The organism is Klebsiella sp. WP3-W18-ESBL-02 (genome assembly GCF_014168815.1).
Taxonomy (GTDB): domain Bacteria; phylum Pseudomonadota; class Gammaproteobacteria; order Enterobacterales; family Enterobacteriaceae; genus Kluyvera; species Kluyvera ascorbata_B.
On sequence record NZ_AP021972.1, the window covers coordinates 2,721,480 to 2,735,315 of the forward strand.

The 13,836-nt window shown below is 58.1% G+C and carries 10 protein-coding genes and 1 other RNA gene; 5 read left to right on the top strand and 6 right to left on the bottom strand.

Going from position 1 to position 13,836, the window contains the following annotated elements; genetic code table 11:
• Nucleotide 1: 1 nt before the first annotated feature.
• Genes mhpC through H7R56_RS13100 form a run of 3 tightly spaced genes read right to left on the bottom strand, consistent with a single transcriptional unit; the run spans nt 2 to nt 3,496 of the window.
• Nucleotides 2-868, bottom strand: a complete 867-nt coding sequence (mhpC, locus tag H7R56_RS13090; RefSeq protein WP_106929186.1) for a 2-hydroxy-6-oxonona-2,4-dienedioate hydrolase — start codon at nt 866-868, stop codon at nt 2-4.
• Between the two features lie 17 nt (nt 869-885).
• A complete protein-coding gene (gene mhpB, locus H7R56_RS13095) occupies nt 886-1,830 on the bottom strand; it encodes a 2,3-dihydroxyphenylpropionate/2,3-dihydroxicinnamic acid 1,2-dioxygenase (protein WP_106929188.1) in 945 nt (314 codons plus the stop codon).
• A 1-nt stretch (nt 1,831) separates the two neighbouring features.
• Nucleotides 1,832-3,496 carry a bifunctional 3-(3-hydroxy-phenyl)propionate/3-hydroxycinnamic acid hydroxylase gene (locus H7R56_RS13100; RefSeq protein ID WP_106929190.1) on the bottom strand — a complete coding sequence of 555 codons (1,665 nt, stop codon included), beginning with the start codon at nt 3,494-3,496 and terminating at the stop codon, nt 1,832-1,834.
• Between the two features lie 188 nt (nt 3,497-3,684).
• Between H7R56_RS13100 and H7R56_RS13105 the strand changes: the two genes are divergently transcribed.
• From H7R56_RS13105 to H7R56_RS13115, 3 genes are all read left to right on the top strand, one after another.
• Nucleotides 3,685-4,497 (top strand): DNA-binding transcriptional regulator, encoded by an 813-nt coding sequence (locus tag H7R56_RS13105; protein ID WP_146145733.1) that lies wholly within the window; start codon nt 3,685-3,687, stop codon nt 4,495-4,497.
• A gap of 112 nt (nt 4,498-4,609) precedes the next feature.
• The gene (locus tag H7R56_RS13110; RefSeq protein WP_106929194.1) at nt 4,610-5,617 is read left to right on the top strand and encodes a zinc-binding alcohol dehydrogenase family protein; all 1,008 of its coding nucleotides are present in this window, start codon (nt 4,610-4,612) and stop codon (nt 5,615-5,617) included.
• A gap of 1 nt (nt 5,618) precedes the next feature.
• Complete coding sequence (locus H7R56_RS13115) at nt 5,619-5,909, top strand: putative quinol monooxygenase (protein ID WP_106929196.1); 291 nt, start codon at nt 5,619-5,621, stop codon at nt 5,907-5,909.
• A gap of 198 nt (nt 5,910-6,107) precedes the next feature.
• Here H7R56_RS13115 and menI read toward each other — a convergent pair whose 3' ends face one another.
• Both menI and H7R56_RS13125 read right to left on the bottom strand, forming a co-directional pair.
• On the bottom strand, nt 6,108-6,518 hold the full coding sequence (gene menI, locus H7R56_RS13120) for a 1,4-dihydroxy-2-naphthoyl-CoA hydrolase (protein ID WP_106929198.1): 411 nt from the start codon (nt 6,516-6,518) through the stop codon (nt 6,108-6,110).
• Nucleotides 6,515-9,571 carry a D-2-hydroxyglutarate dehydrogenase YdiJ gene (locus H7R56_RS13125; protein ID WP_106929200.1) on the bottom strand — a complete coding sequence of 1,019 codons (3,057 nt, stop codon included), beginning with the start codon at nt 9,569-9,571 and terminating at the stop codon, nt 6,515-6,517. The genes menI and H7R56_RS13125 overlap by 4 nt, the downstream gene beginning before the upstream one ends.
• Nucleotides 9,572-9,829: 258 nt before the next feature.
• On the opposite strand from H7R56_RS13125, the gene ydiK reads away from it, so the two are divergent.
• On the top strand, nt 9,830-10,951 hold the full coding sequence (ydiK, locus tag H7R56_RS13130; RefSeq protein WP_106929202.1) for an AI-2E family transporter YdiK: 1,122 nt from the start codon (nt 9,830-9,832) through the stop codon (nt 10,949-10,951).
• A 176-nt stretch (nt 10,952-11,127) separates the two neighbouring features.
• Nucleotides 11,128-11,227, top strand: an RNA gene (gene rprA, locus H7R56_RS13135) — antisense sRNA RprA.
• Nucleotides 11,228-11,273: 46 nt separating this feature from the next.
• Here rprA and H7R56_RS13140 read toward each other — a convergent pair.
• The gene (locus H7R56_RS13140) at nt 11,274-13,646 is read right to left on the bottom strand and encodes a glycoside hydrolase family 3 N-terminal domain-containing protein (RefSeq protein ID WP_106929204.1); all 2,373 of its coding nucleotides are present in this window, start codon (nt 13,644-13,646) and stop codon (nt 11,274-11,276) included.
• Between the last annotated feature and the right edge of the window lie 190 nt (nt 13,647-13,836).

The window sequence follows — 13,836 nt, forward strand, 5'->3', positions numbered from 1 at the left end:
CTTATTGACGCGCCAGGAAATTCAGCACCAGCTGGTTAAACGCCTCTGCGTGCTCCCACTGTGCCCAGTGGCCGCAATCGCGGTAAATATGCAGTTCGGAACCGGCAATCCCGGAGAGCAGTCGCAGGCCCGCATCCATCGGGACAAAACGGTCGTTACGCCCCCAGACCACCAGGGTCGGCGCGCTAATTTCACCCAGCCGCGGGCCGAAATCCGGGAACTGTTTCGGGTTGGCTTCCAGGCTCTTAATAAAGTTTTCCAGGTGGTCACGGCGCGACAGCATGTTGTTCAGACGGGCTTCAAACAGCGCGTCGGTCAAATCGCGAGTGTCATAAACGAAAATGCTCATCATCTTTTTGAGATTTTCGATGGTCGGTTCGCGATACAGCGCGTTCAGCAGCTTGATGCCTTCCGTCGGCATCGGTGTGAACAGACTCATGCCGCCGGTGCCACCGCCCATCAGTACCAGTTTGCCGACGCGTTCAGGCCAGGTCAGCGTAAAGGCCACCGCGCTGTGCCCACCCATAGAGTTACCGAGCAGGTGTACTTTCTCGATATCCAACCGATCGACCACGCTTTTCAGAATACGGGCGTTCAAATCGGAGCGAGAGCCCGTGTTCACGATCGAGTCACTTTTGCCCCAGCCCGGGCAGTCCAGCAGCAGTACGCGATAGCCCGCCTCCACCAGCGGATCGATATTGCGGCTGAAGTTCGCCCAGCCGGTTGCCCCCGGTCCGGAACCGTGCAGCAGCACGACGGTTTCATCGCCCTGGCCGCAGTCGTTGTAGTGGATGCGCAGCGTTTGTCCGGCCTCTTCCACGTTAAGAAAACGGCTGGTTGCAGATTCGGTTTGTGGTTGATAGCTCATCATAATCTCCTGCTTAATCAATTCGTTGTCATGGCGCTCAGTGAGCCAAAGCCGGCGATCCATTCCGGGATCGGCCGATAGTAGCGGCCTTCGGCGCGGTAGCGCCCCATGGCGGCAAGCGTGGCAAACGCCGCAGCCCAGGTTTTCACTTCGTGGGTCGATTTGCCGGCGATCGCCGAAAGTTCTTCATTGCTGATAGCATCGAGCTCCGTCAGGCGGCCCTGTTCCAGCAACGTCATAAACTGGTTGTCCCAGATGGGGTTCAGCGGGTGCAGCGTTTTCTGGTCTTCAACAAAGCGTTCAGCCGCTTCAATGACCCGACGCTGGCGCAGCTCACGCTCGTCGGGCGGCAGCTGTTTACCGCTGCCGAGCAGGCGATCGCGCATATGGGCGTCCACCTTCGCCAGCTCCGGTACCGGCGGCTGGTGCGACAGGCCACCGGATCCTAAGATCAGCACCCGTTTATTCAGCGTCGACAGGAAGCGCCCCATGGCCTCGCCCAGCATGCGCGTACGCTGGAAACCCGGCAGCGGCGTGGCGACGCCATTGATAAACACCGGCAGTACCGGCAGTTTGTCCAGCCCGCCAAGCAGCAGCTCCAGCGGCTGGGCAAAACCGTGATCGACCTGCATACAGTAGGAAACCGCCAGATCGATACCGCTTTTCATCACCGAGTGAGCGCAGGCTTCCGCCAGCGCCGTCGGAACCGGCAATACCCCTGCCGCGCTGGAAAAGTCGCCGATGGAGGTGGCGCCGATGCCTAAGCAAAACGGCGGCATGACGTCATAGAAAAAGCCGTTGTAGTGGTCCGGTGCGAACAGCACCACCAGCTCCGGGTCAAATGCCGCAATGCGCGCGCGCGCTTCACTAATCACGCCGTTAACTTCGTCCAGCACCTCCTGTGCGGGGTCGACATAGCCCACCAGCGGCGTGTGGGAAAGACAGTGCAGGTATGCATTCATTTCAGGCCACCTTCTCTTCAGCCAGACCCGATGTCGCGGGGGTCAGCGCCATCGCCTGAGCAAGTTGGTCGAGGGTTGTATTCAGCGTCTGTGGTATAGCCAGCGCAGCAACAAAGCGGTCCGGGCGTACCACCACCAGGGAAGCGTTCTGCGCCGCAAACCATGTTTTCAGCCGATTCTGGCTATCACCGAGACGTATCACACCGGTGAAATTGTCCTGCGGCGTACGGATCTGCACATCCGGCACCACCTGAATAAAACAGGTTCCCAGCGCGCGCCATTGCGCGATTTGACTGTCGCTCATACCCCACAGCGGGTTGCAGCCCCAGGCAATCACGGCAAACTTCGGTCCAATAACCTCATCCAGCAGCACCACTTCACCGTTTTCGCGGGTCACTTTCGGTTGGATAAACATCTTGCCGACCGGTGAATTTTTAGCGTTAGCTTCCAGCAACAGCGCGCCTTCGCGGTACTGCGGCATGGGTTTAAAGCGCATTTCCAGGAAGTAGCGTTTTACCGGTGGAATGTAGTTCAGCAGCCAGGAGATGCCGTCACGCACCGTCCCGTGCCAGCGTTTTGCCGGTGCCAGTACGTTGCCAGCGGTCACCGAGAGATCGATCATGGCTTTGGCATGGTCGCGGCGTTCCTGCTGATACGTGTCCAGCAGCGTCTCGCCCGCTTTGCCGTTGACCACCATCGCCAGCTTCCATGCCAGGTTGAAAGCATCGCGCATACCGCTGTTGTAGCCTTGCCCCTGCCAGACCGGCATGATGTGGGCCGCATCACCGGCCAACAGCACGCGATCGATACGGAAGCGTTCTGCGATACGGGCGTTATGGGTATATACACGCTGGCGAATCAGCTCGACGTTATCCGGATCCGGTAGCACCTGGCTGAGCAGGCGACGCATATTCTCCGGCTCGCTCAACTGGGCTTCGGTTTCGCCCGGCATCACCATAAATTCAAAGCGGCGCACGCCGTGCGGCAGCGCTGCCGACACGTAAGGGCGCACCGGGTCACAGCACAAATAGATGTGCGGCGTAGCCAGCGGGTCATTAGCAATATCAATCACGATCCACTGGTTGGGCGCCGTTTTACCTTCAAACGGTACGTTCAGCGTACGGCGAATAAAGCTGGCGCCACCGTCGCAGGCCACCAGCCAGTTAGCCTGTACGGTTTCACGTTCGCCCTCCGGGCCTTTCAGATTAATGGTGACGGTGTCACCTTTTTGGGTGAACGCCTCCAGTTCACGGGAGAACAGGCAGCGCACGTTCGGGAAACGGCTCAGGCCTTGATACATCACCTCATCGACCTGCGGCTGGATAAACGCGTTGCGGCGCGACCAGCCAAATTCGTCGGTCATCGGCTGGATATCAGCAAAGCAGCGGCCTTTCGGGGTCAGGAAACGCATGGCATGCCACGGCGTCGTGTGTGGCAGCACGTTATCGACCAGCCCGACAGACTGCATGGTGCGCAGCGCTTCATCATCAATGCCGATGGCGCGCGGATAGTCGATTAATTTATCCAGCTTCTCGACAACCAGCACCTCCACGCCCATCTGTCCCAGGTAGTTCGCCATCATCAGCCCTACCGGACCCGCGCCAGCGATAGCGACCTGAACATGGTGTTGTACTGCAGGTTGAATATCCGGATTTGATGTTGTCATCTTCAATACCTCACGAATCGGACCAGCCGGGTTGGTGCTGTTAACGCACATGCTCGACTGTTAATTTGCTGTAAACATATTTTCATAATGAGCGCAGTATATGTCCGGGAATTTAGGCTACAATCAAAACAGACCAGGATGTGCACCAGGTGCACAACGTTGTTTTAGATATAAAAATGTCAGGAAATATGAAGAATAACGAGGCGACCGATTACAAAACCGTGCGGGGATTAACGCGGGGTTTATTGTTACTTAATTTGTTAAATAAATTCGACGGAGGCGCGTCAACCGCGACGCTGGCGGAGTTTAGCGGCCTGCACCGCACCACCGTACGCAGGCTGCTGGAGACCCTTCAGGAGGAGGGGTACGTGCGGCGCAGTTTGTCAGACGATAGCTTCCGTTTGACGATGAAAGTGCGGCAGTTAAGTGAGGGATTTCGTGACGAACATTGGATTTCTGCACTTGCAACGCCGCTACTTGGAGAATTATTGCGCGAGGTCATTTGGCCCACCGATTTAACCACGCTCGACGTTGATGCCATGGTCGTACGGGAAACCACCCACCGTTTTAGTCGCCTCTCCTTCCACCGCGCCATGGTGGGCCGACGCCTGCCGCTGCTGTTGACCGCGTCTGGCCTGACGTGGCTGGCTTTTTCGCCCGAGCATGAGCGTCAGCCCATTATTGAAATGCTGGCCGCCCGCCCGGAAGAGGAATACCAACTGGCCCGCGAGCCGGAAAAACTGCACGCGATACTCGAACGTACGCGGAAAAACGGCTACGGCGAAAACTTTCAGGGCTGGCAGCTGGAGCAAAAAATCGCCTCCATCGCCGTACCGGTACGAAGCCAGGCGCGGGTTATCGGCTGCCTGAATCTGGTCTATATCGCGAAGGCGATGACCATTGAGCAAGCGGCGGAAAAGCATCTGGCGGCGCTACAGCGCGTGACCCGGCAGATTGAAGAACGCATGGAAGAGGAAGAAATTTTCTTCGAACATCGTTAGCCCACGGCGTGATTTTCGCGGTTTGCGTATAAGTCTTATCGCCGCGACGCCGTTTTTCTCTTCATCGCTTATTTTTATTATCCGGGTAAGACAAATCAGACCTGGAGCCATGATGAAAGCCTTTGCCATTACCAGAGCCGCCGCAGACGGCAGCAACATTCCGTTTATTCAAGAGATTTCCCTGCCCGTTCCACAAGCTGCGGGCCACGACCTGCTGGTGGAGATCAAAGCGATTTCCGTCAACCCCGTCGATGCTAAAGTGCGCGCCGGTTTTTCAGGCGAGACGCCGCGCGTGCTCGGCTGGGATGCCGTTGGCGTCGTCAAAGCCGTCGGCGAACGTGTGACCCTTTTCACCCCCGGCGATGAAGTCTGGTATGCCGGCGCACTCGGTCGTCCTGGCAGCAACAGCGAATTTCAGCGGGTGGATGAACGTATCGTCGCACTGAAGCCGCGTACCCTGGATAACGCCGCAGCCGCCGCGCTGCCGCTGACCGCCATTACCGCCTGGGAACTGTTGTTCGACCGTCTGGGCGTTGCCCGCGGCGGCAATGAGGGCGATACGCTGCTCATTGTCGGCGCGGCGGGCGGTGTCGGCTCTATTCTGACTCAGCTTGCCCGTAAACTGACGAACATGACGGTCATCGGTACCGCGTCTCGCCCAGCCAGTCAGCAGTGGGTGCGTGAGGCTGGCGCCCACTATGTTATCGATCACAGTCAACCGCTGAGCGACGAGCTGGCACGCATTGGCGTCCCCGCCGTCACGCACGTTGCCAGCCTGAATAATACGGCAGAACACTATTTAGAGCTTATTAACGTGCTGGCCCCACAGGGAAAACTGGCGCTCATTGATGACCCGGAGCACCTCGACGTGGTGCCGCTGAAGCTAAAAAGTCTTTCGCTGCACTGGGAGTTTATGTTCACCCGTTCAATGTTTGAGACCAAAGACATGGATGCACAGCACCGTTTACTGTCTGAAGTGGCGACGCTGATAGATACTCAGGTTATTCGCACCACGCTGGGCGAGCATTACGGCGTGATTAACGCTGAAAACCTGCAACGGGCGCACGCTCAGCTCGAAACCGGCCGCGCGGTTGGAAAAATCGTGCTGGAGGGGTTTTAGGATGATCGCGATACTTGCCGTGCTGAAGGCCCAACCGGGAAAAACGCAGGCGCTGCGCGAGGCGCTAAGCGCTCTGCTGCGACCCACGCGTGAGGAGCCAGGCAACCTCGAGTACGCGCTGTTTCAACGGCGCGATGAACCAGAGACATTTTACATGCACGAGCGCTGGCGCGACCAGGCTGCGCTGGACCATCATGTATCGCAGGCGCACTTTCAGGCGTTTGTTGGGCAAATGGATACTCTGCTGGCCGAGCCGCTACGGCTGGAATATTTAACGCCGATCGAGGCGTAAGTGCGTTAAGACTGATGACCACGTCCGAAAGCCCGATGGCGCTACGCTTATCAGGCCTACGTGGATGGCGTCACTGATTGAAATCGACATCCGTTATAGGCCAGATAAGTCGCTTGCGACGCCATCCGGCACAGCGCGGGCTGGTTTGTGAGCCATCTGAACGCGCTCCCCACAGGGAAGCGCGTTTTGCCTGAGGGCTTATACGACTGCCGTCGTCAGCCGCGAGGAGCAGCAAAGCCGCCCTTCATCGTCGAAGATTTCAATCTGCCAGACCTGATGGCGCCGCCCGGCATGCAGCGCTTTGCACACTCCGCGTACCCGCCCGCTGCGCGCAGAGCGGATATGGTTGGCATTCACCTCCAGCCCCACCACCCGCTGATCGCCCTCCGTACACAGATATCCAGCCACCGACCCGAGGGTTTCAGCCAGCACCACCGACGCGCCGCCATGCAGCAGGCCAAACGGCTGATGAGTACGGTGGTCTACCGGCATGGTGGCTTCCAGCGAATCGTCGCCAATACTGTCGAACTGAATATCCAGCAGCCCGACCATATTGCCTTCGCCCATCGCGTTCAATGCCTCCAGCGTGGTTTGCCGTCTCCAGATCATCCGATAATCTCCAGTAAAGCCTGCAGGGGATGGCGTACGCCGTTACCTTCAACGCGCTTCACCTGGCTGCGGCAGGAATAGCCGGTTGCCAGACAGCGGTTGCGCGGCAGGCGCTGCATCGCCTGCTGCCACGATAGCTCATAAATGCCCAACGAATTGGCGTGATTCTTCACTTCATGGCCGTAGGTGCCCGCCATACCGCAGCAGCCGACGCTAACGTTCTCAAGCGTGGCGCCAAAGCGCGCAAAGATAGACGCCCACTGTTTCGGTGCCGTCGGCAGCGCGGTCACTTCCGTGCAGTGGCCGAACAGATACCAGGCCTCACCCGACGGCGGCGGGCTTTCACGTTGTGCCAGCGCCTGCGGCAGCCATTCGTGCACCAGCATCACGTTGAAGTCGCCGCGTTTGTCGCCCAGAACCTGGTTGTATTCGTCGCGATAGCACAGCACCAACGCTGGATCGACGCCTACCATCGGCATCCCCAGCGCCGCCACCCGGTTCAGGTAGTCGGCGGTTTTCTGCGCCGTTTTGGTGAAACGGGTAACAAAGCCTTTAATATGCTGTGCCTTACCGTTCGGTGAAAACGGCAGCAGCACCGGCTGGTAGCCAAGCTTGTCGATGAGCCGGACAAAATCGGCCACTACCTGAGCATCGTAATAGCTGGTGAAGGGATCCTGTACAACCAGCACAGTCTGCGCTTTTTGCGCCGGAGTGAGCGTTTCCAACTGCTCCAGCGTCATATTGGCAGAACGGTGCGTCACCATCTGCTTTTGCAGCGACGGCGCGGAAAGCAGCGGCAGATCGACCATGCCGATGTGTTTTTCCGACAGCTTACGCACCAGCGGCTGGCTCATAAAGAAGTTAAAGGTTTTCGGCGCGCGGGCCATCAGCGGCGCGTAGCTTTCCACCGTCGCGACCAGATGATCGCGCACCGGGCGCAGATAGCGCGTGTGGTAGAGCTGCAGGAAGCGGGAGCGAAACTCCGGCACGTCGATTTTAATCGGGCACTGGGTTGAACAGGCTTTGCAGGCCAGACAGCCGGACATGGCCTCTTTAACCTCATGCGAAAAATCATACTCGCCCTTGCGCGCATGCCAGCTATTACGGGTGCGCTCGACCAGCGCACGCAGGCTGGCGCGTTTCTCCGGAAGCTCTTTTTCCAGCAGCAGCGGATCGACGCCGCGGTCGGCCAACAGGCGCAGCCATTCGCGCACCAGGGTCGCACGGCCTTTTGGCGAGTGCATCCGGTTGTTGGTGATCTTCATCGACGGGCACATTGGGCTTTTAGCGTCAAAGTTGAAGCACAGACCGTTGCCGTTACACTCCATCGCGCCACGCCACGCCGAACGCACGGTGACCGGAATTTGCCTGTCGAAAGTGCCGCGCTTCACCGCATCGACTTTCATCATTGGCGCATCAATACCTTCCGGCGGGCAGATTTTGCCCGGGTTCAGGCGGTTGTCCGGGTCAAATGCTGCTTTCACCTTCCGCAGTTCGCCGTACAGCTGCTCGCCGAAGAAGGCGGGACTGTACTCGGCGCGGAACCCTTTACCGTGCTCGCCCCACAGCAGACCGCCGTATTTCGCGGTCAGCGCCACCACCTCATCGGAGATCGTCTTCATCAGAATCTCCTGCTGCGGGTCGCACATATCCAGCGCTGGACGCACATGCAGTACGCCCGCATCCACGTGGCCAAACATGCCGTAGCTCAGGCCGTGGCTATCGAGCAGCGCGCGGAACTCAACGATATAGTCCGCCAGATGCTCCGGCGGCACGCAGGTATCTTCGGCAAAGGGAATCGGCTTGGCCGCGCCTTTTGCATTACCAAGCAGGCCGACGGCCTTTTTACGCATAGCATAGATACGTTCGATACCGTCCAGTTCGTTACAGCGCTGCCAGCCAATCACGCCGCCTTCTTGCTGGCTGATGAGTTCATCCAGACGCTGGCACAGTGCGCTGACCTGGCCTTCGATCAGCGCATCGTCATCACCGGCGAACTCCACGATATTGAGCCCGAGCATGTCTTTGTCGGGAACGTCGGTAATCAGTTCATTCACCGAATGCCAGACGATGTCTTCCCGCGCGAGGTTCAACACCTTAGAGTCAACGGTTTCAACCGACAGCGCGCGCGCTTCTACCATAAACGGCGCGTTGCGCAGCGCCGAGTCGAAGGAGTCGTATTTAATGTTGACCAGCCGGCGCACCTTCGGCAACGGCGTAATGTCCAGACGCGCTTCGGTAATAAACGCCAGCGTCCCTTCCGAACCGGTAAGAATGCGGGTCAGGTCAAACTCGGTCATCTCATCGTTAAAGACGTGACGCAGGTCGTAGCCGGTCAGGAAGCGGTTGAGTTTGGGGAATTTGTCGAGGATCAGCTGGCGGTTTTCGCGACAGCGTTCAAACACGGTGCGATAGATTCGCCCTACCGCCGACTGCTGTTTGGCCAGCGTTTCGGCCAGCGCGATCGGCACCGGTTGAGTATCCAGAATATCGCCGCCCAGCAACACGGCGCGCACGCCCAGCACGTGATCGGAGGTTTTACCGTACACCAGCGAACCCTGCCCGGAGGCGTCGGTATTGATCATCCCGCCCAGCGTTGCACGGTTACTGGTCGACAGTTCAGGCGAGAAAAAGTAGCCATAGGGCTTAAGATATTGATTAAGCTGATCCTTAATCACACCCGCTTCGACGCGCACCCAGCCCTCTTCAGGGTTGATTTCAATGATGCGATTCATATAGCGGGACATATCAATAATGATGCCCTGGTTCAACGACTGCCCGTTAGTGCCGGTGCCGCCGCCGCGCGGGGTGAAAACCAGGGATTGAAAACGTTCTTCCGCCGCCAGACGAGCCAGCAGCGCGACATCGGCGGTGGAGCGCGGGAATACCACCGCATCCGGGAGCAGCTGGTAGATACTGTTATCGGTCGCCATCGTTAGCCTGTCGGCGTAGCGGGTGGCGGTATCGCCGGTAAAACCTTGTTGCTCCAGTGCCTGCAAATAATTCAGCACCAGCTGTACTACGCCGGGTGCCTGGGAAATCTGTGGGATCATTACGCTTGACCCTTTCTGAATGTTGTGTTGTACGCACCGTATGTTGCCGATTTGCGCATTCGCAGCAAACGGCAAAAAGACGGTGTATAAATAATTAATCGTTTGCGTCGTGCCGTTATCGTTTTATCACATTTTTTTCTTATACGCCCGGGAGTTTTTGTCGCAGAATCAGCGCCGGGAATTTATTGATATTGCTATCAATGAACGGATTTACGCTGCGTCAGTCCGCTGACGAGCAACAGAAGGTAAAACGCATTTATGAACACCATCCCTCGGCCTCGTGATATTCCACAAATACTGCTATCGGTGCTGTTTTTAGCGCTGATGATCATCGCCTGTTTATGGATTGTTCAGCCGTTTATTCTGGGCTTCGCCTGGGCGGCGACCATCGTCATTGCCACCTGGCCGGTGCTGCTTTGGTTCCAGCGCGTACTTTTTGGCCGACGCGGCCTTGCCGTGCTGGTCATGACGTTACTGCTTTTTTTACTGTTCGTTATTCCGATTGCGCTGCTGGTCAACAGCCTGGTTGATGGCAGCACGCCGCTGATTCACGCCATCACCAGCGGCACCTTAACCCTGCCGGACCTCGCCTGGCTGAACAGCATTCCGTTTATCGGCGATCGCCTGTACAGCGGCTGGCACAGCCTGCTCGATATGGGCGGCACCGCGCTGATGGCAAAGGTTCGCCCTTATATCGGCACCACAACCACGTGGTTTGTCGGTCAAGCGGCCCACGTGGGTCGGTTCCTGCTGCACAGCGGGCTGATGCTGTTGTTTAGCGCCCTGCTGTACTGGCAGGGGGAAAAGGTCGCTTTCGGGATGCGTTATTTTGCGACCCGCCTCGCTGCCAAGCGCGGTGATGCGGCGGTGCTGCTGGCCGGCCAGGCGATTCGCGCGGTCGCGCTGGGCGTAGTGGTCACGGCGCTGGTACAGGCCGTGCTGGGCGGGATTGGCCTGGGTATCTCTGGCGTACCCTACGCAACGCTGCTGACCGTCGTGATGATTTTCTCCTGCCTGGTGCAGCTTGGGCCGCTGATCGTGTTAGTGCCATGTATTATCTGGCTCTACTGGACCGGGGACACCACCTGGGGCACGGTGCTGCTGGTGTGGAGCTGCGTGGTAGGTACCATGGATAACGTCATTCGCCCGATGCTGATTCGCATGGGTGCCGACCTGCCGATGATCCTGATTCTCTCCGGCGTGATCGGCGGCCTGGTCGCCTTTGGTATGATTGGCCTGTTTATCGGGCCGGTACTGCTGGCCGTTTCGTGGCGTCTGTTTGATGCCTGGCTGCACGAAGTTCCCCCGCCATCGACTGACCCGGATGACGTTCTGGAAGAGCTCAGCGAGCTGGAAAAGAATAACTATCCGAAACCATAAGCACGTCAAAGGCGGGGAAACCCGCCTTGTTAGTTAAGCGACGCTGATTTAATGCGCCCCCTCGCCCCGCTCTATCCCCTCTGAACTGCGACATATCCCGGATATTATTCACATTTATTTAACTATTGAGACGAATCCGATCGACGGTAAAAAAGGCAATGCTTACTATTAACGTCAAGACATTAAATCAACCCCTTGATTTATATATCCCCTGAGTGAAACTAAGAATTGCTGTGTGTAGTCTTTGCCCATCTCCCACGATGGGCCTTTTTTTTACCTGTGACACAGTAATGACCCGGATGCGTAACATCCGGGCAGCTGATTAATACCCCACTTCACAGCGGCTCATCATTTCCCAGTCTGACGACAGAACCCGGGTTTGACCGATGACCGACACCGTTACACGCCCCTGAATATCCGCTGATGAGCGCCCTACCTGCAGCTCAAATTCGCCCGGTTCGACGATACGCTGGCCTTCATAAGAGGTGAAGTTGAGCATATCGACCGGCAGCGTAAAGGTCAGCGTTGCCTGCTCACCCGGCGCTAAGGTGACGCGCTGGAAAGCCTTGAGCTCCTGCAGGGGACGCACCAGGCTGGCGACCTTGTCGCGCACATACAGCTGCACCACCTCGCTACCGCGGCGATCGGCGCGGTTGGTTACCGTCACCCGCAGGGCAATTTCGCCGTCGATCGCCACCTGTGATTCCGCTAGCTCCGGCGTTCCAAATTGGAAGTCACCCCAACCTTTTCCGTAGCCGAAGGGGTAACGCGCGCCAAAGTGAAACGCAAACGGCGTACCGCCGCTTTTGAGCTTGTGGTTATAGTAAAACGGCATCGCGCCCGCACTTTTAGGCACGCTCACCACCAGGCGCCCCTGCGGTTCGACGCGCCCGGTAAGCGCATCGGCAATGGCCCAGCCGCCTTCCTGTCCAGGCGCCCACGCCAGCATCAGCGCAGCGACCTTGCTTTCCAGCCCCTGGAGGCTGTATGGCCGTCCACCGGTCATCACCACCACGACCGGCTTGCCGGTATCGACCAACGCCTGTAGCAGCTGCTGCTGTACGCCAGGCAAATTCAGGCTGTCGGTATCTGACCCTTCCCCCACCGTGCCGCTCTGAAACAGACCGGCCAGATCGCCCACGCAGGCAACGACCACATCGCTTTCTTGCGCAGCGCGCACCGCGTCCGCAATCAGGCTCAGATCCTGCGAAACGGGAGAAGACTGCATCGGTTTGCCAGAACTGTCGCCCGGGAAGACCGGCGCGCCGGCCATCCGTTGCTCAATGATGTGGCAACCTTTCGCGTAACGTACGCGGTCTGCGCCAAGATAATCGCGCAGCGCCACCAGCGGCGTGGTCACCTGCGATGTTTTCTCAACCATATCGCTGATGATCAGATGCACCGGGAAGCTATAGCCGCTAAGCAGCGCCAGCGGATCGTCTGCCGTAGGACCAACGACCGCCACGGTCTGTTGGCCGGACAGCGGCAGCGCATCCCGGTTCTCAAGCAGCGTCATCGAGCGGGTCGCGACCTCACGCGCCACCTGACGCGTGGTCGCCGATTGCAGTGAGATGGCGTGTTCGTCGGTGTAAGGATGCTCAAACAGCCCCAGGCGGAATTTCTCCGTTAACGTCCTTGCGACAATCTCATCAATCTTTTCTGGCGTAATCAGCCCACGAGCCACCGCCTCGGCTAAATGACGCGCACAATCGTCCTTCGGCAGCTCAACGTCGAGACCGGCATTAAATGCCAGCGCCGCCGACTCAGCCGGATCGTGAGAGACACCGTGGTGCTGGTGCAGCAGACTAACGCCGCCGTAATCGGCAACCACAATGCCGTCAAAGCCCCAGCGCTCGCGCAGAACCGTGGTCAGCAGGAAGCGGTCGCTGTGGCCCGGCTGATTGTCAATGTCGTGGTATGCAGGCATCACCGAACCGGCGTTGGCACGTTTCACCGCCATTTCAAACGGTAACAGGAAGGTATCGTTCAGCTCCCGGAAACCAAGATGAACCGGCGCATGGTTGCGCGCCCCTTCACTAAAGGAGTGACCGACATAATGTTTTAACGTTGCCAGCACGTCACGTTTTTCGCCCTGTAATCCCTCAACGTAGGCGCAGGCCATCACGCCCACCAGCCACGGGTCCTCGCCGAAGGTCTCTTCCGTCCGCCCCCATCGCACGTCGCGGGAGACATCCAGCACCGGCGCAAGCCCCTGCTTACAGCCGGTCGAGCGGGCTTCCTCGCCAATTTGCTGCGCGGCGCGTTTGACCAACTCAGGGTCCCAGGTGGAGCCGTAGTTTAATGATGACGGGAACAGCGTGGCGTCTTTACACAACAGGCCGACCAGACACTCTTCGTGGAACAGCGCAGGGATCCCCAGCCGCGTCTCTTCCATCAGCATTTTTTGCAGGCGGTTCGCCGCGCGCACGCCGGTTCTGGCATCGACAATGTGGGTGCCTAACGGACGGGTGATCTGCCCAACGCCCAGCTTGAGCCGCTCGCTCAGCGCGGTTTGTTCGCTGACGCCCGCAAACTCATCGCTCATGTCGGTACGTTCGCGATGATTGCCGTCGGGTGACAGCACCAGCCACCAGGCATGCATCTGGGCGTACTTCTCTTCCGGAGTCATTCGCGCCAGTAAATCGGCGACGCGTTCCTTGATGGGACGTTGAGGGTCTTTGTAAATCGGGGTCATAGCCACGCTCCTGATTCGCTGATAAATACCCGAAAACATTCAGGTAAGCACAAGGTATAAGTCTCAGTATTCAGAAGTGACCGGTGGGGAACAATTGTTGAAATTGCCTGCAGATTTACGATATTTGGTTTTTCTGGAGAAGTGTGATCGGCCGCAACTCCTGACCGATAAAAAAAATCCCGGGTGCATT